Raw genomic sequence first — 20,808 nt, forward strand, 5'->3', positions numbered from 1 at the left:
CAAGTTGAGACAAGTCATGACCCGCGCCACCAAGATCGTCGCCACCCTCGGCCCCGCTTCCAACACGCCGGAGGTGCTGGAACAGATGATCCGCGCCGGGGTCGACGTGGTGCGACTGAACTTCTCCCACGGCAAGGCGCAGGACCACATCGACCGCGCGACCATGGTGCGCGAGGCCGCAGCCCGTGTCGGCAAGTCGGTGGCCATCATGGCCGACCTGCAGGGCCCCAAGATCCGCGTCGGCAAGTTCGAAGGCGGCAAGATCGAGCTGGTGCCCGGTGCCAGGTTCGTGCTGGATGCCGATCGCACCGAGCTTGGCAACCAGGACATCGCCAGCCTCGACTACAAGGAACTGCCGCGCGACGTGAAGCCCGGCGACACCCTGCTGCTCAACGACGGCCTGCTGGTGCTCACCGTCGAAGCCGTGCGCGGCGCGCAGGTGCACACCATCGTGAAGCTCGGCGGCGAGCTGTCCAACAACAAGGGCATCAACAAGCAGGGCGGCGGCCTGACCGCGCCAGCCCTGACGGGCAAGGACATGGAAGACATCAAGACCGCGATGTCCTTCCAGTGCGAGTACCTGGCGGTGAGCTTCCCCAAGAACGCGACCGACATGGAAATGGCCCGCCAGCTCGCCAATGTGGCCGGCGAGCCCTATCGCCACAAGCCGGCCATGATCGCCAAGATCGAGCGCTACGAGGCCATCCCGCACCTGGAGGCCATCCTGAAGGCGTCCGACGGCATCATGGTCGCCCGCGGCGACCTGGCCGTGGAAGTGGGCAATGCCGCCGTGCCGGCGCTGCAAAAGCGCATGATCAAGATGGCCCGCGAGCTGGACAAGGTGTCCATCACGGCCACGCAGATGATGGAGTCGATGATCGTCAACCCGGTGCCCACGCGCGCCGAGGTCAGCGACGTGGCCAACGCGGTGCTGGACGGCACCGACGCGGTCATGCTGTCGGCCGAGACGGCCGCGGGCAAGTTCCCGATCGAGACCGTCGAGCAGATGGCCAACATCGCGCTGGAGGCCGAGCGGGCGGAGTTCGTCACGCTGGACACCGACTTCGCCGGCCGCCAGTTCGGCCGCATCGACCAGTCCATCGCGATGGGCGCGCTGTTCACGGCCCACCACCTGGGTTGCAAGGCCATCCTGGCGCTGACCGAGTCGGGCTCCACCGCGCTGTGGATGAGCCGCCACCGCATCAACGTGCCGATCTTCGGCCTGACGACGCAGTCGGTCAGCCAGCGCAAGATGGCGCTGTACCGCAATGTCACGCCGCTGCTGATGGCCAAGTTCGACGATCGCGACGCCGCCCTGGCCGCGGCCGAGAAGATCCTGGTCGAGCGCGGCGTGCTGATGCCGGGCGACACTTATGCCATCACCTGCGGCGAGCCGATGGGCTACCCGGGCGGCACCAACATGCTCAAGGTCTGCCGCGTCGCCTGACGCGGGTTGACCGCCGCCGCGGCGGCCGGCTCCCAGGCTTGTCAGGCGTCTGACAGACGCGGGCAAGCAGCCTGTCATTCGGGTTTCCCAGAATGCCAGCATGCCTGCGATCGATCGCCTTCCCGAAGCCAGCCTGGATGTGGTGCTGCCCGCGTTCAACGAGGCGGCCAACCTGCCGGGTCTGTTCGCGCAGCTGCGACAGGCCCTCGCGCCACTGACGCCCCACTGGCGCGTGCTGCTGGTCGACGACGGCAGCACCGATGACACCGGCGCCGTGGCTCTGGCGGCGCGTGACGCCGGCCTGCCGCTGCGCTATGTGCGCCTGTCGCGCAACTTCGGCAAGGAAGCCGCGCTGACCGCGGGCCTGGCACTCGCCGATGCCGACCGCGTGCTGCTGATGGATGCGGATGGCCAGCATGCGCCCGAGCTGGTCACGCAGATGCATGAGGCCTGGCTGCGCGGTGCCGACATGGCCTGCGCCGTGCGCGCCAACCGCGACGAGGAGGGGCCGCTCAAGCGCTGGGGCACACGGCTGTTCTACCGCCTCGTCAACGCCTCCACGCGCCTGACCATCCCGCCGGATGCGGGCGACTTCCGGCTGCTGGACCGTCGTGTGGTGCAGGCGCTCAATGCCCTGCCGGAGCGCAATCGCTTCATGAAGGGCCTGTACGCCTGGGTGGGCTACCGCACCGAGTTCCTTCCTTACACGCCGCGGCCGCGGGCGCATGGCCGCAGCCATTTCTCGCTGCCGCGGCTGCTGAACCTCGCCTTCAACGGCGTGACCGCCTTCACCAACCTGCCGCTGCGCATGAGCAGCCTGCTGGGCGCCGTCGTGGCCTGCTGTGCCCTGGCCTATGGCGTGTTCCTGGTCGTGGAGCACCTGCTGTACGGGCACCCCATTCCCGGCTGGCCGACGGTGGTGGTTGGGATGATGTTCTTCAGCGGCGTGCAGTTGTTGTCCATCGGCCTGCTGGGCGAGTACGTGGGTCGCATCTTTGACGAGGTGAAGCAGCGGCCGCTTTATCTGGTGGCCCAGGACACCGGGCCGGCTTCGTGAGCGCGGCGCGCCGGCTGGCCGTCTGCGCCGATGACTTCGGCCAGGGGCCGGCAGTCGACCGCGGCATCCTGGCGCTGGCCGAGCAGCGGCGCCTGACGGCGGTGAGTTGCCTGGTGACGCCCCGCCGCTGGCCGACGGCGGCGCGGGCGCTGCGCGGCGCCCAGGTCGCCACCGGGCTGCACCTGAATCTCACCGAGGGCGAACCGCTCAGCCCGGCTCTGCGCCGGCACTGGCCGCAGTTTCCGCGGCTGGGCGCGCTGCTCGCGATGGCCGGGCTCGGCCGGCTGCCGCCCGGTCTGGCCGACGAGGTGCAGGCGCAGCTGTCCCGGTTTGCCGAGGTGCGCGGTGCTGCTCCGGATTTCCTCGACGGTCACCAGCATGTGCATGCCCTGCCCGGGGTGCGGCACCTGGTGCTCGCGGCAGCGCGGCCATGGCAGCGGCCGGTGCGCAACACCGGGCGTGTGCTCGGGCCGGGTTTCGGGTTCAAGCGGGCGGTGATCGCCGCGTGCGGCGGGCGGGTCCTGGCCCGGGTCGCGCGGCAGCAGGGCGTGCCGCAGCCCTCAGCCCTGGTGGGGGTGTACGACTTCGACCCGGCAGCGGATTACCGCACGCTGGTGCAGGGCTGGTTGCAGACGGCACCCGATGGCGCGCTGTTGTTCTGCCATCCGGCGCTCGGAGGCTCGGACCCGGGCGACCCCATCGCCGCAGCACGCCAGCGAGAAGCCGCCTATCTCGCGAGCGACCTGTTCGTGCAGGACCTGGCGGCTGCCGGCGTCGTGCTCGGCTGAACGCGGTGGGGCCTCACGGGCAGTTGTCGGGCCGCGGCAGCCGGTAGAGCGAGGCACGCCGGCCGCTGAACACCGCCTGGGCGCCGGGCAGGGCATCGGCCGGCGGCGCGACCAGCCAGATCCGGCCAGAGGCGCAACGCTCGCGGCCCAGGCGCTCGGGCGTCCACAACACCCGCTCGCCGGCCGCAGGGTCGAAGCGGGCGGCGTCCAGCAACTCGCGCTGCCAGTTGTCGCCGCCCTGCCGGCGCACGGCGTCCCAGTCAGCAAGCACGGCCGGCGGATGACTCAGGCCGGCCTGCAGCCGCAGGTCGAAGAAGGGCTCGCCGGTCAGCAGCACGGTGTCGCCGGGCGCCAGGCGGGCGCGCAGCGCGGCGCCCAGATCGGCATGGTCGGGCGCCCCCCAGTGGGCGATGGCCGGCACGGCCAGCGCACACAGCAGGGCTGATGCGGCCCAGACCAGGCGCTCGCCGCGTTGCCCCACCCACGCCCGCGCCAGCAGCAGCGCCCAGGGCAGCAGGGCGGGCAGCACATAGCCCACCAGCTTGGAGCGCGGCAGCGAGAAGAAGGCGACGATGGCCACGATCCACCAGAGCGCAAAGCCACCCTGGCGCAGCGCCCGCACCGCGCGCAGGCTGGCCGGCAGCGTGGCCAGCGGCAGCACCACCAGGAAGAACCACAGCGGCTGCGCGTTGTTGAAGCGTGCCTCGGTGTAGCGGTGGAAGTGCTGCTCGATGATGAAGTAGTCGAAAAAGCCCGGGTAGCGCTGCTGCATCTCCAGCATCCAGGGCAGCGCAATGACGGCGAACACCGCCAGCCCGAGCGGATGCGGCAGGAAACCCAGCGCACGCCAGCGCCGCTGCAGCACGAGCCCGGGCAGCACCACCAGGCCGGGCAGCACGACCCCGATCAGGCCTTTGGACAGCAGCGCCAGGGCCATCGACGCCCAGGCAGCGCACAGCCAGCCGAGGTGAGGCCGTTCACCGCGCAGCGCCTGCCGCGCGCAGACGACGGCCAGCGAGATCCAGCCGGCCACCAGCATGTCGTGGTTGGCGTACTGCGCGCCCAGGTAGAACAGCGGCAGCACCGCCAGCCAGGCCAGCGCCCGCCGGGCCGCGTCCACACCCCCTTGGGCGCGCGCCTCGATCCACAGGGCCAGCCCCAGCAGCCAGCCGCCCAGCAGCGGTGCCGCGCGCAGGGCCAGCGGCGTGGGGCCGAGCCATTGCATCGCCAGCATGTCCACCCAGTACATGAGCGGTGGCTTGTGGAAGTAGGGCATGCCGAAGAGCGTGGGCGTGAGCCACGAGCCGCTGTCGAGCATCTCCCAGGCCACGCCACCGTAGCGGCCCTCGTCGGGCAGGGCGACGGGCCGCAGGCCTGCGAGCGCGAGCAGCCACAGGGCCAAGGCCAGCAGGGGCCAGGCGGGCGGCAGGCGGTGCCGCCAGGTGTCCGGAATTCGCATGGCGCCAGCCTAGCCGCCGGGTATGACGCGGCATGTCGGCAAGCTGGGGCCGAGCTTGCGCTCAGGCGTCAGCGGCCGCGTGTCGCTGCCGGGCTCGGGCGAGAAGGCAGGCGACGCGTGCCGCCAATGGCGAGCGTGAAGAAATCGTCTTCCGCCAGCCTGGCACCGGGCCGTTGCAGCGCGAGTTGGCGTGGGGGCTCGTCCAGGGCTTCGTCGGTCAGCTCGAACGTGCCCCAGTGCACGCCGAGGGAGCGCCGCGCGCCGAGGTCGGCGTGGATCTTCAGGGCCTCTTCCACATTGACGTGCTGCGCTTTCATGAACCAGCGCGGCTCGTACGCGCCGATCGGGATCAGCGCGATGTCGAAGCCGCCGTCGACCTGGCGGTGGGCGAAATGCGCGCGGATGCGGCTGAAGTCGCGCGAGTAGCCGGTGTCACCAGCAAAGAACAGGTGGCAGTCGGGTGCGAACACGGCGAAGCCGCCCCACAAGGTCTTCATGCGGTCGTTCAGGCCGCGGGCCGACCAGTGCTGGGCGGGCACCAGGGCGATGTCCACGCCGGCCAGCGGATGGTGCTGCCACCAATCGAGCTCCACCACGCGGCGCAGGCCCCGCCGGCGGAACCAGTCGGCCAGGCCCAGGGGCACGATGAACAGCGGCCCACCGCCCGGCTGGTCCGCCAGCGCGCGGCAGGAGGGCAGGTCCAGGTGGTCGTAGTGGTTGTGCGACACCAGCACCGCATCGACGGTCGGCAGCTCATGCAGGGCCAGGCCCGGCGGTTGCTCACGCTTCGGGCCGATGAATGACAGGGGTGAGGCGCGCGTCGAGAAGATGGGGTCGGTCAGCAGGGTCAGGCCGCCGAGCTGGGCCAGCACGGTCGCGTGACCGATCCAGGTCACGGCGGGCTGCTGGGCGGCACCGGTGTTGGCGTGGATGAAGTCGAGGTCGGGCTTTTGGCTGGGAATCGGGGCCTGGGGCCGCGGCGGCAGCCCCTGCCGGCTGGCCTGCCAGCGCCAGCGGATGACCTCGGCGAGCGACTTGGCGGGGAAGTCGCCGTCGTTGTTCTGGAAGCGGCCGTCGCGGTGGTGAGCCGGTGGGGTCACTTCGTGATGATGTCGCGGTGGAAGAACGCCATGCGCGCCAGCAGCTGGTTCTGCGTGCCGAAGGGCACGCCCGCGGCGTCCATGGCGAGCTGCAGGCTCTCGACCAAGGCGTTGAAGGCGGCGGCGTCAATGCCGAGGTGGGCATGCGCGTCCTTCATGCCGACCCCGTCGTACACGCAAGGGCCGCCGGCCACGACGCAGAAGTAATCGGCCAGCGTGCGCTTGAGGTACTTGGTGTTGACGCCCTCGAAGTACCGGGCAATGCGCGCGTCCTGCAGCATGCGCTCGTAGAAGTCATCGGTGAAGCGCTGGATGCTGTCGCGCCCGCCGAGCGCCCGGTAGAGCCGGTCATCGGCCGGCAGCGGGGCGGTGCCGGGCTGCACGGTGCGCGGGCCGGACACCGGTGCGGGCTGGGCGAGCGCCTCGGGCGCGGCCAGCGGCAGCATCAGACCCAGGGCCAGGGCAAGGGCGGTGAATGACACGGTCGGCTTCATCTCGTGGCAAGGGCGACAGGGTCGCGCGAGTCTAGGCTTGCGCCGGATCGCGCGGGCCGGCGGCCGGCGTCGAAAGCGTGCGCTGGTCACAGTCTGGCGCCGGGTGAGCCGCCTTGCGGGCGTGTCGGGCATGCCAGGCAGGGCATCATCCGGTCATGGTCAGCGCGCGGCGTGTTGGGCGGCGGTGGATGCTGGGCGGCTGCGTGCTGGCCTGGCTGTGCGCTGTCGGCTCCGCCATGGCCCAGTCCACACCGCCGCGGCCGCTGGTGATGCTGGTGGAGACCAGTGCGCTGATGCCGCAGGCCCGCATCCAGGGTGACCGTGTCGTGGAAGGCCTGCACCTGGACCTGGGTCAGGCGCTGGCCAGGCGCCTCGGCCGTGAACTGGTGGCTCGGCCGGTGCCGCGCAAGCGATTGGCCGAGGCGCTGCAGCGCGGCGAGGGGGACCTGCTGTGCGACTACCAAAGTGACTGGCTGCCCGGCGCCTTCGCCTGGAGCCGCCCCTTCCTGCCCGACCAGGCCCTGCTCATCACTGCGGCCTCGGCGCCCGCGCCGGCAACGCTGTCGGCGCTGGCCGGCCAGCCGGTGGGCACGGTGCGGGGCTATGTCTATCCCGAGATGGCCGACACGCTGCGGGCCGGCTTCATGCGCAACGACGCGCCGGACGCGGTGACCAACCTGCAAAAGCTCGCGCTAGGTCGTGTGCAGCATGCGCTCACCGGCCGGCGTGTGCTGGAGTACCAGCAGCGCATCGGCAACTTCAAGCTGGCGCTGCACCCACCGCTGGTGGTGTCGGAGGTGCTGGCCCAGTGTGCCCTGTCGCCCAGCAGCCCAGTGAACCTGACGGCCCTGAATGCGGCCATCCAGGGCCTGATCAGCGACGGCGAGCTGCAGCGGCTGCTGGCGCGCTACCGCTGAACGCCGCGGGCGCGCTGCCAGCGCCGCGCCACGTCAGCCCTCGCTGATGCGCTGGGCGAGGTGGGCCAGGGCTTCCTCCACCTGGTCGACCAGCACCAGGCAGAGGTCGCCCGGTTGCAGGCGGGCGAGCGCCCGGTCGATGGCGAGGAACTCACCGACGATCTCTTCGGTGTAGCTGGTGCGCGAGGCGCCTTGCAGGCCGGCGCGCAGCAGAGCCACCACTTCACCCGCCTCGCGGCCGCGCTGGCAGGCGTCTTCGTACAGGATGACGTCGTCGAAGGCGGCGCCGAGGATCTCGGTCTGGATGCGGATGTCCTCGTCGCGCCGGTCGCCCGCGCCGCTGATGACGACCACCCGGCGCTGTGCCGGCATGGCCGACACGGCGTCCACCAGGGCCTTCATCGCGTCGCCGTTGTGGCCATAGTCGGCAATCACGGTGGCGCCGCGGTAGTCCATCACGTTGAAGCGACCCGGCGCGTTGTCGGCGTCGTTGGCGAAGCTGCCCACGCCGCGGCGGATGGTGTCCCAGTCCAGACCCACGCCCCAGGCCGCGGCCACCGCGGCCATCGCGTTCTCGACCTGGAAGCCGATGACGCCGCCGCGCGTGAGTGGGATGTCGCGCAGCGGGATGCTCTCGCGCCACACGCCTTGCGCCGCCACGATCTGGTCGCCGTCGACATAGACGCAGCGCTTGCCCTGGGCGCGGTGCGTGGCCATCAGCGGATGGTGGCGGTCGGCGGCGAAGTAGATGACCTGACCTGGGCAAACCGCAGCCATCTGCGCGGTCAGCGGGTCGGCGGCGTTCAGCACCGCGTAACCGTTGGGCGCCACGTTCTGCACGATGACGCGCTTGACCAGCACGATGTCTTCCGCGGTGTGCAGGAAGTTCATGCCCAGGTGGTCGCCCGCGCCGATGTTGGTGACCACGGCCACCTGGCAGCGGTCGAAGCCCAGGCCTTCGCGCAGGATGCCGCCGCGGGCCGTCTCCAGCACGGCGGCTTCCACGTCGGGGTGCATCAGCACGTTGCGCGCGCTCTTGGGGCCGGAGCAGTCGCCGCTGTCGATCTGGCGGCCGTCGACATAGACGCCGTCGGTGTTGGTCATGCCCACCTTCAGACCGCAGCTGGCGAACATGTGGGCGATCAGACGGGTGACCGTGGTCTTGCCGTTGGTGCCGGTGACGGCCACGACCGGGATGCGGCCGTCTTCCGCCTTGGTGCCGGTGCCGAACAGGTGGCCGATGATGGCCTCGCCCACGTTGCGGCCCTTGCCAAAGCTGGGGCTGAGGTGCATGCGCAGGCCCGGAGCGGCGTTGACCTCGACGATGCCGCCGTTGATCTCCTCCAGCGGACGCAGCACGCTCTCGGCCACCACGTCCACGCCACACACATGCAGGCCCACGACCTGGGCCGCCGCAATGGCGCGCGCGGCCACCTCGGGGTGCACGTCGTCGGTCACGTCGGTGGCGGTGCCGCCGGTGGACAGGTTGGCGTTGTTGCGCAGGATGACGCGCTGGCCCTTCTCGGGGATGGATTCGGGCGTCAGGCCCTGCTGCGTGAGCCGCGCGACCGCGATGTCGTCGAAGCGGATCTTGGTGAGCGACGTGGCATGGCCATCGCCGCGACGCGGGTCGCTGTTGACCTTGTCGACCAGCTGCTTGACGGTGTGCGTGCCGTCGCCGATGACGTGAGGCGGGTCGCGGCGGGCGGCGGCAATGAGCTTGTCGCCGATGACCAGCAGGCGGTAGTCGCCACCGGGCAGGAACTTCTCGACCATGACCTGGCCAATCTCGTCCGCGGCCTTGTAGGCGATGTCGAAGTGGGCGCGGTCGACCACGTTGACCGTGACGCCCTTGCCCTGGTTGCCGTCCTGCGGCTTCACGACGACCGGCAGGCCGATCTCCTGGGCCACGGCCCAGCCGTCGTCCGGCGAGTCGACCGGGCGGCCGATGGGCACCGGCACGCCGGCCGCCTGCAGCAGGCGCTTGCAGAGGTCTTTGTCTTGCGCGATGGACTCGCTGACCGCGCTGGTGGCGTCCACCTCGGCGGCCCAGATGCGGCGCTGCTTGGCGCCCCAGCCGAACTGCACCAGGCTGCCCTGCGTCAGGCGGCGGTAGGGGATGCCCCGCGCCACGGCCGCGTTGACGATGGAGCCGGTGGAGGGGCCCAGCCGGATGTCTTCGTCGAGTTCGCGCAGTTGGGCGAGCACCGGCTCGGCATCGAACTCGCTGCCGTCCAGCGCCGCGCTCACCAGCTTGACCGCCTGCTCGAAGGCCAGGCGTCCGACGTCTTCCTCGCTGTACTCGACGACCACCTGGTAGGTGCCGGCTTCGGGCGTGACATGGGTCTGGCTGAAGGTCACCGGGCAGCCGGCCTGGGCCTGCAGCGCCAGCGTGGCCTGCTCGAGCACCTGGGCCAGGGAAGCGTCGGCGCGCAGGGCGCCGATGGTGGGGAAGCGCTGGCGCAGGCGCGCCTCGAAGCCGGGCAGGCGTTCGAGCGAGCGTTCGGCGTCGTTGCAATGCACGACGGCCTCGATGGCCGTGTGGCGGCTCCACATGTTCGGGCCGCGCAGGGCGCGGGTGCGGGAAACGTCCATGGTGTGGTGGGGTCTGTTGACGTCAGGCGAGGTGGAGTTCGGGCACGAAGGTGTCCAGGCCGGCGGCGATGAGCTCAGGCGAGATGCCCAGGGCCCAGGCGGTGGCGACGGCGGCCAGCAGGGTGGGCGCGTCGGTCGCTTGCGTGCCGAAGCGGCGCAGCAGCGCATCGATGTTGGCGCCGGGGGTCTCGGCCGGCCCCTGGGCCAGCACGGCGGCGCCGCCGCGCAGGAAGACGGCCCGGCCGCCGCGGTCGCGGTGGTGCTGGATGGCGTCGAGGCTGCCGTCCTCGGCGTAGAACAGCACTTCGCCGTCGCTCAGCTCGGCCATGTCCACGAGCCGCGGGTGGGCCGCATTCAGCACGCTGGCACCTTCGCTGAGCACCACGTCGACCTGGGTGCGCAGCACCTTGTAGAGCTGGTCCACATCCTGCACATCGAAGTCGGCCAGGGCGTCGATGCCGTCGAGGTCGGTGACCACGCCGACGGAGGCGCGGTCATAGGCCAGGCCGTCGCGCAGGATGCTGGCGGCATCGTTCTCCACGACCACTGCGTTCACGCCGCGGTTCATCAGCAGGCGGTGGGCCGCGTCCCAGCGGGCGCTGTTCTTCTTCTCGACACGGCGGGTGCCCAGGAACAGGCCGTCGCGGCAGGCCAGGCCCACGTGGCGGCCGTTCAGGTGCAGCAGCCAGGCGACCAGGCGCGAGATCTGCGGGCCGCCGCGTGAGCCGGCCACGCCGACGATGGGAATGCGGCCGGTCTCGTCCTCGGCGAAGAGGTGGTCGATGATGGCCTGGCCCACGGGCTGGGGCGCGCCACCGGCGGGCTTCAGGTGCATCAGCAGGCCCGGGCCGGCATTCACCTCGACGATGGCACCCCCCGTCTCGGACAGCGGCTTGCCGATGTCTTCGGTGACGAGATCGACACCCGCGATGTCCAGCCCCACGGTACGGGCGGCCAGCGAGACCGCATGGGCCACTTCCGGATGGACTTCAGGCGTGCAGTCGATGGCCACATTGCCGTTGCGCTGGATCAGCACGCTCTTGCCCGCGGGCGGCACCGCCTCGGGCGTGAAGCCCTGTCGCTGCAGATCCAGCAGCACGACGGGGTCTTCGCCGAGGACGATCTTGTTGAGCGGGAAGTCCTCGGTGAGGCCACGGCGCGGGTCGGTGTTGATCTGCAGGTCGATCAGTTCGGCCACGGTGTGCTGGCCGTCGCCATGGACCCAGGCCGCCTCGCCGCGGGCGGCAGCCACCACCTGGCCGCCCACCACCAGCACGCGGTGCTCGTTGCCGCGGATGTAGCTCTCCACGAGCACCGAGGAGCCTTCGGCGTCAGCCAGCTTGAAGGCGGCTTCGCAGTCGGCCTCGTTGGAGATGTCGAGCGTGACGCCGCGGCCGTGGTTGCCGTCGCTGGGCTTGATGACGACCGGCAGGCCGATGTCCTGCGCGGCTTCCCAGGCCTGGGCGGCCGACTTGACCTCCTGGCCCTCGGGCACGGGCACGCCCACGGCCTTGAGCAGGGTCTTGGTCAGGTCCTTGTCGCCGGCGATGCCTTCGGCAATCGCGCTGGTCATGTCGGTCTCGGCCGTCCAGATGCGGCGCTGGCGCGCGCCGTGGCCGAGCTGCACCAGGTTGCCGTCGTTCAGGCGGATGTGCGGGATGCGCCGGTCAGTGGCCGCGGCCACGATGGCGGCGGTGGAGGGGCCGAGGTAGCAGTCGTCGAGCTTGTCGCGCACCCGGGCCACGGCGGCGGGCACGTCGAATGCCACGTCGTTGATCATGGCCATGATCAACGCATGACCCTCCGCCAACGCCGCCCGCGCCACCTGTTCGTCTCTCGCGCGGAACACCATGCGGTACACGCCGCGCTGGCTGGTGGAGCGTGTCTGGCCGAAGCCGGTGGGCATGCCGGCCAGGTTGAGCAGCTCGATGACGATGTGCTCCAGCACGTGGCCCATCCAGGTGCCGTCGCGCAGGCGCTCGATGAAGCCTCCGCGCTCGCCAACGCCGCAGTGGTGTTCGATCAGGGCGGGCAGGGCGGTGGTCAGGCGGTCGTTGAAGCCCGGCAGCAGGTTGGACGGGAAGTCCTCCAGCTCGCCGAGGTCCAGCCAGACTTCCAGGACCGGGCGGTAGGTCCACATATTGGGCCCGCGCAGGTAATTGATGCGCAGCAGGCGGATGTCGTTCTTCTTGCTCATGGAGCTGGTGGAGTGAGGGGGTTGTGCAGGGCCGAAGCTCATGGAATTGTGCGCTGAACTCATGGCGGAGAATTGCGGCCGCCCGTCAGCGCGAACAACAAGATGCAAGACCTTCCTCCCGACACAGCGCCCCATCCTCTTCTGACCTCCCTGCAAGGGCGGCTCCTGGCTGGCGAGAACGTCGTGGCCACGCTGGAGGTTGACCTGGACGCCCAGGGGCGTTTTGCCTCTGGTTTGATCGCGTTGACGAATTCACGCTTGCTGGCCTTCGAACCCGCCGGTGCCACCTGGCGGGAGTTCCCCCTGGCCGTGGGGCAGCACCTGAAGCTCAGCGACCACGGCGGCCTGGCTTTCCTGGAACTTCTGGACACGACTCAGCGGCTGGCCCGCTGGCGCTTCACGCTGGCCTGCAACCCGGCTGCGGTGCGGTTCGTCGACACCTTCGAGCGCGAGCAGCAGCTCCGGGCTGGCGAGCCGGTGCGGGTGGACGAGGAGGAGGGCGAGGATTTCGACTTCGGCGAGTCCAGCGCGCCGCCCAGCACCTGGGTGCTGCTGCGGCTGTGGCGCTTCGCCCGGCCCTACCAGGGGCAGCTGCTGCTGGGTTTTGCGCTGATGCTGGGTTCCATCGGCGCCACGCTGGTGTCGCCCTACCTGACCATGCCGCTGATGGACCGGGTGCTCATCCCCTTCCAGCACGGCCAGGCCATCGACGGCACGCTGGTGGCCATGCTGCTGGGCGGGCTGCTCGGCGCGGCCCTGCTGTCATGGGTGCTGGGCTGGGCCAAGACCTATCTGCTGGCCCTGGTGTCCGAGCGCATCGCGGCGGACCTGCGCACCGCCACGTTCGACCATCTGCTGAGCCTGTCGCTGGAGTACTTCGGCAACAAGCGCACCGGCGACCTGATGGCCCGCATCGGCTCGGAGACCGACCGCATCAGTGTGTTTCTCTCCCTGCATGCGCTGGACTTCATCACCGACGTGCTGATGCTGCTGATGATCTCGACGATCCTCTTCAACATCCACCCCGGCCTGGCGCTGGCGACCCTCGTACCGCTGCCCTTCATCGCCTGGATGATCCACCTCGTTCGCGACCGGCTGCGCACCGGCTTCGAGAAGATCGACCGTGTGTGGGGCGAGGTCACCAACATCCTGGCCGACACCATCCCCGGCATCCGCGTGGTGAAGGCTTTCGCGCAGGAGGCCCGCGAGGCCCGCCGCTTCAAGGCTGCCAATGCCGCCAACCTGCAGGTCAACGACCGCCTGAACAAGACCTGGAGCCTGTTCACGCCCACGGTCGCGCTGCTGACCGAGATGGGGCTGCTGGTGGTCTGGGGCGTGGGCATCTGGCTGATTGCGCACCAGAGCATCACGGTGGGCACGCTGACCGCCTTCCTGGCCTACATCGGGCGCTTTTATGGCCGGCTCGATTCGATGAGCCGCATCGTGTCGGTCACGCAGAAGGCCGCGGCGGGCGCCAAGCGCATCTTCGACATCCTCGACCACGTCTCCAACGTGCCCGACCCGGTCAATCCGCAGCCCTTCCCCGAGGCCAAGGGCGCCATCTCCATGCAGGGCCTGAACTTCCGCTACGGCTCGCGCTCGGTGGTGCGCAACCTGAACCTCGACATCCGCCCCGGCGAGATGGTGGGCCTGGTGGGCCACAGCGGTTCAGGCAAGAGCACGCTGGTGAACCTGATCTGCCGCTTCTACGACGTGACCGAAGGCAGCATCAAGGTGGACGGCGTGGACCTGCGCCGCATCCGGGTGGCCGACTACCGGCGCCACATCGGCCTGGTGCTGCAGGAGCCTTTCCTCTTCTTCGGCACCATTGCCGAGAACATCGCCTACGGCAAGCCTGACGCGACGCGCGAGGAGATCGTTGCAGCCGCTCGCGCCGCGCATGCGCACGAGTTCATCCTGCGCCTGCCGCACGGCTACGACAGCCTGGTCGGCGAGCGGGGCCAGGGCCTGTCGGGCGGCGAGCGCCAGCGCATCTCGATTGCTCGTGCACTGTTGATCGACCCGGCCATCCTGATCCTGGACGAAGCGACCAGCGCGGTCGACACCGAAACCGAAAAGGAGATCCAGCGGGCGCTGGACAACCTCGTGAAGGGCCGCACCACCATCGCCATCGCCCACCGCCTGTCGACGCTGCGCAAGGCCGACCGCCTCGTGGTGATGGACCGCGGCGAGATCGTCGAGCTGGGGCCGCATGACGAGCTGATCGCCAAGCAGGGCCACTACTGGCGCCTGTGGGAGGCGCAGGCGCGGCGCGTGGATGCCGAAGAAGCCGATGACGCCGGCCTGATGGTCGTCGCCCCCAACCCGAACGCGCACACGGTGAACGCATGAGCACGCCTTCCTTCACCCTGCCCTTCCGCGAACTGCGCCTGGACGCGCTGGGCCGCCTGCTGCTGACTGACCTGAACGGCGTCGAGCATGCCGGCGTCACACCGGTGCGGGCCCATCCCATCTCGGCGCCGGACGAGGGCATTTCCCTCGTCGGTGTGCATGGCCACGAACTGGCCTGGGTGCCGCGGCTGTCAGGCCTGCCCGAGGCGCCGCGGCAGCTGCTTCAGCAGGAGCTGGCTGCCCGCGAGTTCCATCCGGTGTTGCAGCGCCTGATCTCGGTCAACACCTTCGCCACGCCCAGCACCTGGCGCATCGAGACCGACCGCGGCGAGATCGACTTCGTGTTGAAAAGCGAGGAAGACATCCGCCGGCTGGAAGAAGGCCGGCTGCTGATCACGTCCACCCACGGCGTGCAGCTGCAGGTGCCGGACCGCTGGGCGCTGGACAAGCAGTCCAAGCGCCTGCTGGAGCGATTCCTCTGACCCAGTACGCGCGCAGCGCGTAGGGGGCGGGCTTACTCGCCCATCTGGGACTGCAGGTAGTTCTGCTCGCCGACCTTCTTGACGAGGTCGAGCTGGGTTTCGAGGTAGTCGATGTGCTCCTCGGTGTCTTCGAGGATGGCCACGAACAGCTCGCGCGAGACGTAGTCACGCACGTTCTCGCAATGGGCGATGGCCTCCTTCAGGTGGGCATAGCCGGTCTGCTCGATCTTGAGGTCGCATTCCATCGTCTCGATGGCGGTCTCGCCGATCAACAGCTTGCCGAGGTCCTGCAGGTTGGGCAGGCCGTCCAGGGTCAGCACGCGCTCGATGAGCTTGTCGGCGTGCTTCATCTCCTCGATCGATTCCTCGTACTCATGCTTGGCCATCCTCATCAGGCCCCAGTTCTTGAGCATGCGGGCATGCAGGAAGTACTGGTTGATGGCGGTCAGCTCAAGCTTGAGCTGGGTGTTCAGGTGGACGAGGACTTGTGCGTCGCCTTTCATGGGCGCTCCCGGCAGATGTGAAATTGGCGCGCAGTATCGCGAGCGAAAGCCCCTGTGCAAAACCGCTCTTTTTGCAAATGAGACCGATTCGCATTAGACTTCGTGTCCATGATCGTTTGCGTCTGCCACCGCGTCTCTGACCGCGACATCGCCATCGCCGCCGCCAGCGGCTGCCCGAGCTTCGAGGCCCTGCAGGACGACCTGCGCGTGGCAACCGCGTGCGGCGCCTGCCGCGACTGTGCCTGTGCGGTGTTCGAGGAAAGCCGTGTGGCGGGTGGTTCGCCCTGCGCACGCGGCATGGCCGCCGCTACCCAGGCGCTGCTGGCCGCCTGAAATCAGCCCGTAACAGGGCCTAGAATGTGCAACGGCGCCGGATTTCGGCGCCTTTTTGTTGGCCGGTTTCCTGAACGTCGTCGTGCATTGCGCTGCTGCTTTCCGGGAAGCGCGCCGCACCGCACGACTACAGCAAGGAAATTCCATGAGCACCCTCCAGACCGGCATCGTCAAGTGGTTTGACGACGGCAAGGGCTTCGGCTTCATCACCCCCGCCGACGGCGGCAAGGACCTGTTCGCCCACCACACCGAAATCAAGAACGGCGGCGGTTTCCGCACGCTGGCTGAAGGTGCCCAGGTCGAATTCGAAGTGAAGCAGGGCCCCAAGGGCCTGCAGGCCGCCAACATCCGCGCGCTGTAATTCACGCGGCTGTCCGATGCAAAGCCCGCGCCTGGCGCGGGCTTTGTGCTTTCCGGGCGGCCCTGACGACGACAATTCGAGGTTATGTCCGCCCTGCCCGTCACTCCGCCCAAGGCCCTGACCGCTTACCGACCCTTCTGGGCCAAGCGTTTCGGCCCCGCTCCCTTCCTGCCCATGAGCCGGGCGGAGATGGAGCAACTCGGCTGGGATTCCTGCGACATCATCATCGTCACTGGCGACGCCTACGTCGACCACCCGAGCTTCGGCATGGCCGTCATCGGCCGCACGCTGGAGGCCCAGGGCTTTCGCGTCGGCATCATTGCCCAGCCCGACTGGAACAGCGCCGACGCCTTCAAGGCGCTGGGCAGGCCCAACCTCTTCTTCGGCGTGGCGGCGGGCAACATGGACTCCATGATCAACCGCTACACGGCTGATCGAAAAATCCGCAGCGACGACGCCTACACCCCTGGCGGCGAGGGCGGCAAGCGGCCCGACCGCGCCACCCTGGTCTACACCCAGCGCTGCCAGGAAGCCTTCAAGGACGTGCCCATCGTCATTGGCGGCATCGAGGCGTCGCTGCGCCGCATTGCGCACTACGACTACTGGCAGGACAAGGTCCGCCGCTCGGTGCTGGTGGACAGCAAGGCCGACCTGCTGGTGTACGGCAATGCCGAGCGCGCCATCGTCGAGATCGCCCACCGGCTGGCCCGGCGTGAGCCGGTCCAGAGCCTGACCGACATCCGCGGCACCGCCTTCATGCGTCGCGACGATGACCCGTCTGCTGAAGGCTGGTTCGAGCTCGATTCCACCGAAGTCGACCGCCCGGGCCGCATCGACGAGCTCATCAGCCCCTACCAGATCATTGACGACAAGGCTTGCGCCTCCAACGACGAGCCCGACGCGCCCAAGCCCATCACCCTGCACAAGACCGGCCGCATCAGCATGCCGCCGCGCGAGCGCACGGTGGTGCGCCTGCCGGCCTATGAGCAGGTCAAGAGCGACCCGGTGCTCTATGCCCATGCCAACCGCGTGCTGCATCTGGAGACCAACCCCGGCAATGCGCGTGCCCTGGTGCAGCGCCACGGGGACCGTGACCTCTGGATCAACCCGCCGCCCATCCCGCTGACCACGCCGGAGATGGACCACGTCTTCGACCTGCCGTACGCGCGCGCGCCGCACCCCAGCTACGCCGACGAGAACGGCAGCCACGACGGTGCGACCAAGATCCCGGCCTGGGAGATGATCCGCTTCAGCGTGAACATCATGCGCGGCTGCTTCGGCGGCTGCACCTTCTGCTCCATCACCGAGCACGAGGGCCGCATCATCCAGAGCCGCTCGGAAGACTCCGTCATCCGCGAGATCGAGGAGATGCGCGACAAGGTGAAGGGCTTCACCGGCATCGTGTCCGACCTGGGCGGCCCCACGGCCAACATGTACCGCATCGGCTGCAAGAGCCCCGAGATCGAGGCCGCCTGCCGCAAGCCGAGCTGCGTCTACCCGGGCATCTGCCCCAACCTGAACACCGATCACGGCCCGCTGATCAAGATGTATCGCCGCGCGCGGGCGCTGCCGGGCGTCAAGAAGATCCTGATCGGCTCGGGTCTGCGCTACGACCTGGCGGTGCAGTCGCCGGAGTACGTGAAGGAACTGGTCACCCACCATGTGGGCGGTTACTTGAAGATCGCGCCGGAGCACACCGAGCAGGGCCCGCTGTCCAAGATGATGAAGCCGGGCATCGGCACTTACGACCGCTTCAAACAGATGTTCGAGGCCGCGAGCGCCGCCGCCGGCAAGAAGCAGTACCTGATTCCCTACTTCATCGCCGCCCACCCGGGCACCAGCGACGAGGACATGATGAACCTGGCCGTCTGGCTCAAGCGCAATGGCTTCCGCGCCGACCAGGTCCAGACCTTCTACCCGAGCCCGATGGCGACCGCCACGGCCATGTACCACTCGGGCCGCAACCCGCTCAAGGGCATCAGCCGCGACGAGAGCCGCGGCGAGAAGGTCGACATCGTGCGGGGCGAACGCCGCCGTCGCCTGCACAAGGCCTTCCTGCGCTACCACGACGCCAACAACTGGCCGCTGCTGCGCGAGGCCCTGAAGGCGATGGGCCGGGCCGACCTCATCGGCAACGGCAAGCACCACCTCATCCCGAGCTACCAGCCGCTGACCGACGGCGGCTACGAAAGCGCGCGCCGCAAGAACTCCACGCCGTCCAAGCCGGCGGCGAAGGCGCCGGCCAAGACGGCCGGCCGGGCCGCCACACCGCGGCCGGGCCAGGTGCTGACCCAGCACACCGGCCTGCCGCCGCGGGTCACGGGCAGCGGCCGTGGCGGGGCCGGGCGTCCGGGCAAACCCGCGAAGCGTTGACGCAAATCGCGGGACTTTTGCGCCTGCTTTTCGTGCCCACCGGGCTGCGGATGCACTACGCTTGCGTTTCTCCATGAGAAGAGGCTGCCGAACCCAGGCCGCCCAAGCCCGAAAGCCCTGGCCCCATGCAAGAGACCCCAGACGCTGACGACGATCTGCTCGAACTCCTCGACGAGCCGGAACACGGCGAGGGAGAACACCGCCACAGCGACCGGCCCTGGCGCATCCTGATCGTCGACGACGACGGCGACGTCCACAAGGCCACCGAGCTGGCCATGCAGGGCCTGACCGTCGAAGGCCAGCCGCTGGTCTTCCTGCATGCCTCTTCCGCCGCCCAGGCGCGTCAGTTGCTGGCCAGCGAAGACGACCTCGCCGTGGTCCTGCTCGACGTCGTCATGGAAAGCGAAGACGCCGGCCTGCAGTTGGTGCGCCACATCCGCGACGAACTCCGCCTGAACGCCGTGCGCATCGTGCTGCGCACCGGCCAGCCCGGCTATGCGCCCGAGATCGAGACGGTGCAGGCCTATGACATCAACGACTACAAGACCAAGTCCGAGCTGACCCGCACGCGGCTCTACACCGTGCTGACGGCTGCGGTGCGTTCCTACCGCCAGATCTGCGCGCTGGAGGCCAACCGCCGCGGGCTGGAGATGATCGTCGAGAGCAGCACCTCGCTGTCGCGCATGCGGGGCTTGTCGCGATTCGCCGAGGGCGTGGTGACGCAGCTCTGCGCGCTGCTCGGCATCCTGCCCGAGGGCCTGGTATGCGCTCAGATGGGCGGTGAGCACGGGCAGGAGGTACGTATCGTCGCGGCCGCGGGCCAGTACAGCGGCCTGATCGACCGGCCGCTCGCCCAGGTCAAGATCGCCGCGGTGCGCGAACGCCTGGAGCGCTGCCTGCGCGAGCAGCAGAACCTCTACGACGACGGCACCTGCCTTTACTTCGGCATGGGCCAGGGGCGCGCGATGGCGGCGCTGGTGGACGTCGGCCGCGAACTCGACGAACTCGACCAGCAGCTGCTGCGGGCCTTCTGCTCCAACATCGCGGTCGGCTTCGAGAACGTGGTGCTCTACAGCCAGTTGCTCGACCAGGCCTACAACGACCCGCTGCTGCGCCTGCCCAACCGCAACCGCTTCGTCGAGCTGCTCGACAAGAACCTGAAAGACCCCGCCGGTGTCACGCTCGCGCTGATCGACATCGACGACTTCTCCGACATCAACGACGCCTTCGGCCATCACTTCGGCGACCAGGTCCTGCAGGCCGTGGTGCACCGCATGGCCGAGATGCTCGGCCTGAACACCGCGATGGCGCGTGTGGGTGCCGACACCTTCGGCGTGCTCGGCGAGCATGCCAAGGTCTGCCCCGAAAGCGTGCAGGCCGTCTTCGCCGAGCCCTTCATGGTGGCGGGCGAGCGGCTGCAGCTCTCGGCCACCACCGGCCTGGTGCGCCTGGGCGAGTCCAAGGCCATCGGCTCCGAGCTGCTGCTGGATGCCCAGATCGCGCTCAAGCGCGCCAAGCAGCAGCAGCGCGGCTCCTCGCAGTACTTCTCGGCCGCCATGGGCAGCGATGCGCGCGAGCGCTTCAAGCTGCTCAAGGGCCTGCGCACCGGCTTCGAGGAGAGCCAGCTTTTTGTCGTCTACCAGCCGCAGGTGCAGCTCGAGACCGGCCGCATCATCGGTGCCGAGGCGCTGTTGCGCTGGCGCACGGTGGACGGCCGCTTCGTGCCGCCCGACCAGTTCATCCCGCTGGCCGAGCAGAGCGGCCTGATCATCCCGATCGGCGAGTTCGTCATGCGCACCGCCTGCAACCAGCTCAACAAGCTGCGCAGCCTGGGGTACGACGATTTCCGCATGGCCGTGAACGTATCGATGGCGCAGTTCCGCCACCCCGGCTTCATCGACATGCTCGCCCGCTCGCTGCAGGACTGCGGCGTGCACGGCCAGAACATCGAGCTCGAGATCACCGAGTCCATGGCCATGGAAGACGCCGATCTCGTGCTGCGCGTGCTGGCCGACATCAAGCAACTCGGCTTCAGTGTGGCCATTGACGACTTCGGCACCGGCTTCTCGTCGCTGAGCCAACTGCGCCAGCTGCAGGTCGACCGGCTCAAGATCGACCGCGCCTTCGTGCAGGAGGCGCAGTCGTCCACCGCCGGCTCGACCATCGCGCAGATGGTGGTCAACCTCGGCCGCGGCCTGGGCCTGACGGTCATCGCCGAAGGCATCGAGACCGAAGAGCAGCGCCAGTACCTCATCGGCCTGGGCTGCCACGAAGGCCAGGGTTGGCTGTTCGCCAAGCCCATGCCGGCGGAAGAACTCGAAGCCTGGATGAAGCGCTGAGGCGACCGGGT

General features: G+C 69.1%; 16 protein-coding genes. 10 read left to right on the forward strand and 6 right to left on the reverse strand.

Features of this window, described 5'->3' with window-relative positions:
- Positions 1-16: 16 nt before the first annotated feature.
- The 3 genes from pyk to CDO81_RS21205 all read left to right on the forward strand — a co-directional run bounded on the left by pyk (position 17) and on the right by CDO81_RS21205 (position 3,292).
- The gene (pyk, locus tag CDO81_RS21195; protein WP_088485227.1) at positions 17-1,447 is read left to right on the forward strand and encodes a pyruvate kinase; all 1,431 of its coding nucleotides are present in this window, start codon (positions 17-19) and stop codon (positions 1,445-1,447) included.
- A gap of 100 nt (positions 1,448-1,547) precedes the next feature.
- The gene (locus CDO81_RS21200) at positions 1,548-2,504 is read left to right on the forward strand and encodes a glycosyltransferase family 2 protein (protein WP_088485228.1); all 957 of its coding nucleotides are present in this window, start codon (positions 1,548-1,550) and stop codon (positions 2,502-2,504) included.
- Positions 2,501-3,292 (forward strand): ChbG/HpnK family deacetylase, encoded by a 792-nt coding sequence (locus tag CDO81_RS21205; RefSeq protein WP_088485229.1) that lies wholly within the window; start codon positions 2,501-2,503, stop codon positions 3,290-3,292. The genes CDO81_RS21200 and CDO81_RS21205 overlap by 4 nt, the downstream gene beginning before the upstream one ends.
- Before the next feature lie 13 nt (positions 3,293-3,305).
- Here CDO81_RS21205 and CDO81_RS21210 read toward each other — a convergent pair whose 3' ends face one another.
- The 3 genes from CDO81_RS21210 to CDO81_RS21220 all read right to left on the reverse strand — a co-directional run bounded on the left by CDO81_RS21210 (position 3,306) and on the right by CDO81_RS21220 (position 6,333).
- Complete coding sequence (locus CDO81_RS21210; RefSeq protein WP_088485230.1) at positions 3,306-4,751, reverse strand: ArnT family glycosyltransferase; 1,446 nt, start codon at positions 4,749-4,751, stop codon at positions 3,306-3,308.
- A gap of 68 nt (positions 4,752-4,819) precedes the next feature.
- The gene (locus tag CDO81_RS21215; RefSeq protein WP_088485231.1) at positions 4,820-5,851 is read right to left on the reverse strand and encodes an MBL fold metallo-hydrolase; all 1,032 of its coding nucleotides are present in this window, start codon (positions 5,849-5,851) and stop codon (positions 4,820-4,822) included.
- Entirely contained in the window at positions 5,848-6,333 is a 486-nt protein-coding gene (locus tag CDO81_RS21220; RefSeq protein ID WP_241517088.1) for a group I truncated hemoglobin, read from the reverse strand. Before CDO81_RS21220 ends, CDO81_RS21215 begins: the two co-directional genes overlap by 4 nt.
- A gap of 167 nt (positions 6,334-6,500) precedes the next feature.
- Between CDO81_RS21220 and CDO81_RS21225 the strand changes: the two genes are divergently transcribed.
- On the forward strand, positions 6,501-7,262 hold the full coding sequence (locus CDO81_RS21225) for a substrate-binding periplasmic protein (protein ID WP_088485233.1): 762 nt from the start codon (positions 6,501-6,503) through the stop codon (positions 7,260-7,262).
- Between the two features lie 33 nt (positions 7,263-7,295).
- Here CDO81_RS21225 and cphA read toward each other — a convergent pair whose 3' ends face one another.
- Together cphA and CDO81_RS21235 are read right to left on the reverse strand one after the other, a co-directional pair.
- Positions 7,296-9,857 carry a cyanophycin synthetase gene (gene cphA, locus CDO81_RS21230; RefSeq protein ID WP_088485234.1) on the reverse strand — a complete coding sequence of 854 codons (2,562 nt, stop codon included), beginning with the start codon at positions 9,855-9,857 and terminating at the stop codon, positions 7,296-7,298.
- A gap of 22 nt (positions 9,858-9,879) precedes the next feature.
- Entirely contained in the window at positions 9,880-12,054 is a 2,175-nt protein-coding gene (locus CDO81_RS21235) for a cyanophycin synthetase (RefSeq protein WP_088485235.1), read from the reverse strand.
- A 102-nt stretch (positions 12,055-12,156) separates the two neighbouring features.
- Here CDO81_RS21235 and CDO81_RS21240 point away from each other — a divergent pair, with 102 nt between their 5' ends.
- Both CDO81_RS21240 and CDO81_RS21245 read left to right on the forward strand, forming a co-directional pair.
- Entirely contained in the window at positions 12,157-14,406 is a 2,250-nt protein-coding gene (locus tag CDO81_RS21240) for a cyanophycin metabolism-associated ABC transporter (RefSeq protein ID WP_088485295.1), read from the forward strand.
- Entirely contained in the window at positions 14,403-14,888 is a 486-nt protein-coding gene (locus CDO81_RS21245; RefSeq protein ID WP_088485236.1) for a cyanophycin metabolism-associated DUF1854 family protein, read from the forward strand. Before CDO81_RS21240 ends, CDO81_RS21245 begins: the two co-directional genes overlap by 4 nt.
- Positions 14,889-14,920: 32 nt before the next feature.
- On the opposite strand, the gene bfr is transcribed toward CDO81_RS21245, so the two are convergent.
- A complete protein-coding gene (gene bfr, locus CDO81_RS21250; protein WP_088485237.1) occupies positions 14,921-15,391 on the reverse strand; it encodes a bacterioferritin in 471 nt (156 codons plus the stop codon).
- Positions 15,392-15,499: 108 nt separating this feature from the next.
- Here bfr and CDO81_RS21255 point away from each other — a divergent pair, with 108 nt between their 5' ends.
- The 4 genes from CDO81_RS21255 to CDO81_RS21270 all read left to right on the forward strand — a co-directional run bounded on the left by CDO81_RS21255 (position 15,500) and on the right by CDO81_RS21270 (position 20,797).
- Positions 15,500-15,724, forward strand: a complete 225-nt coding sequence (locus CDO81_RS21255; protein WP_088485238.1) for a (2Fe-2S)-binding protein — start codon at positions 15,500-15,502, stop codon at positions 15,722-15,724.
- Positions 15,725-15,869: 145 nt separating this feature from the next.
- Complete coding sequence (locus CDO81_RS21260; RefSeq protein ID WP_088485239.1) at positions 15,870-16,085, forward strand: cold-shock protein; 216 nt, start codon at positions 15,870-15,872, stop codon at positions 16,083-16,085.
- Between the two features lie 84 nt (positions 16,086-16,169).
- Positions 16,170-18,458, forward strand: coding sequence for a YgiQ family radical SAM protein (locus tag CDO81_RS21265; protein WP_088485240.1), 2,289 nt, complete (start codon positions 16,170-16,172; stop codon positions 18,456-18,458).
- Between the two features lie 125 nt (positions 18,459-18,583).
- Positions 18,584-20,797: a putative bifunctional diguanylate cyclase/phosphodiesterase gene (locus CDO81_RS21270; RefSeq protein ID WP_088485241.1), complete on the forward strand. Its 2,214-nt coding sequence runs from the start codon at positions 18,584-18,586 to the stop codon at positions 20,795-20,797.
- Positions 20,798-20,808: the final 11 nt, after the last annotated feature.

It is taken from the genome of Roseateles puraquae, assembly GCF_002205845.1.
GTDB classification, from domain to species: domain Bacteria; phylum Pseudomonadota; class Gammaproteobacteria; order Burkholderiales; family Burkholderiaceae_C; genus Pelomonas; species Pelomonas puraquae.

Coding starts and splice junctions, on each gene's coding strand:
- pyk (WP_088485227.1), top strand. CDS start 17: ATGACCCGCGCCACCAAGATCGTCGCCACCCTCGGCCCCGCTTCCAAC.
- CDO81_RS21200 (WP_088485228.1), top strand. CDS start 1,548: ATGCCTGCGATCGATCGCCTTCCCGAAGCCAGCCTGGATGTGGTGCTG.
- CDO81_RS21210 (WP_088485230.1), bottom strand. CDS start 4,751: ATGCGAATTCCGGACACCTGGCGGCACCGCCTGCCGCCCGCCTGGCCC.
- CDO81_RS21225 (WP_088485233.1), top strand. CDS start 6,501: ATGGTCAGCGCGCGGCGTGTTGGGCGGCGGTGGATGCTGGGCGGCTGC.
- cphA (WP_088485234.1), bottom strand. CDS start 9,857: ATGGACGTTTCCCGCACCCGCGCCCTGCGCGGCCCGAACATGTGGAGC.
- CDO81_RS21235 (WP_088485235.1), bottom strand. CDS start 12,054: ATGAGCAAGAAGAACGACATCCGCCTGCTGCGCATCAATTACCTGCGC.
- CDO81_RS21240 (WP_088485295.1), top strand. CDS start 12,157: ATGCAAGACCTTCCTCCCGACACAGCGCCCCATCCTCTTCTGACCTCC.
- CDO81_RS21245 (WP_088485236.1), top strand. CDS start 14,403: ATGAGCACGCCTTCCTTCACCCTGCCCTTCCGCGAACTGCGCCTGGAC.
- bfr (WP_088485237.1), bottom strand. CDS start 15,391: ATGAAAGGCGACGCACAAGTCCTCGTCCACCTGAACACCCAGCTCAAG.
- CDO81_RS21255 (WP_088485238.1), top strand. CDS start 15,500: ATGATCGTTTGCGTCTGCCACCGCGTCTCTGACCGCGACATCGCCATC.
- CDO81_RS21260 (WP_088485239.1), top strand. CDS start 15,870: ATGAGCACCCTCCAGACCGGCATCGTCAAGTGGTTTGACGACGGCAAG.
- CDO81_RS21265 (WP_088485240.1), top strand. CDS start 16,170: ATGTCCGCCCTGCCCGTCACTCCGCCCAAGGCCCTGACCGCTTACCGA.
- CDO81_RS21270 (WP_088485241.1), top strand. CDS start 18,584: ATGCAAGAGACCCCAGACGCTGACGACGATCTGCTCGAACTCCTCGAC.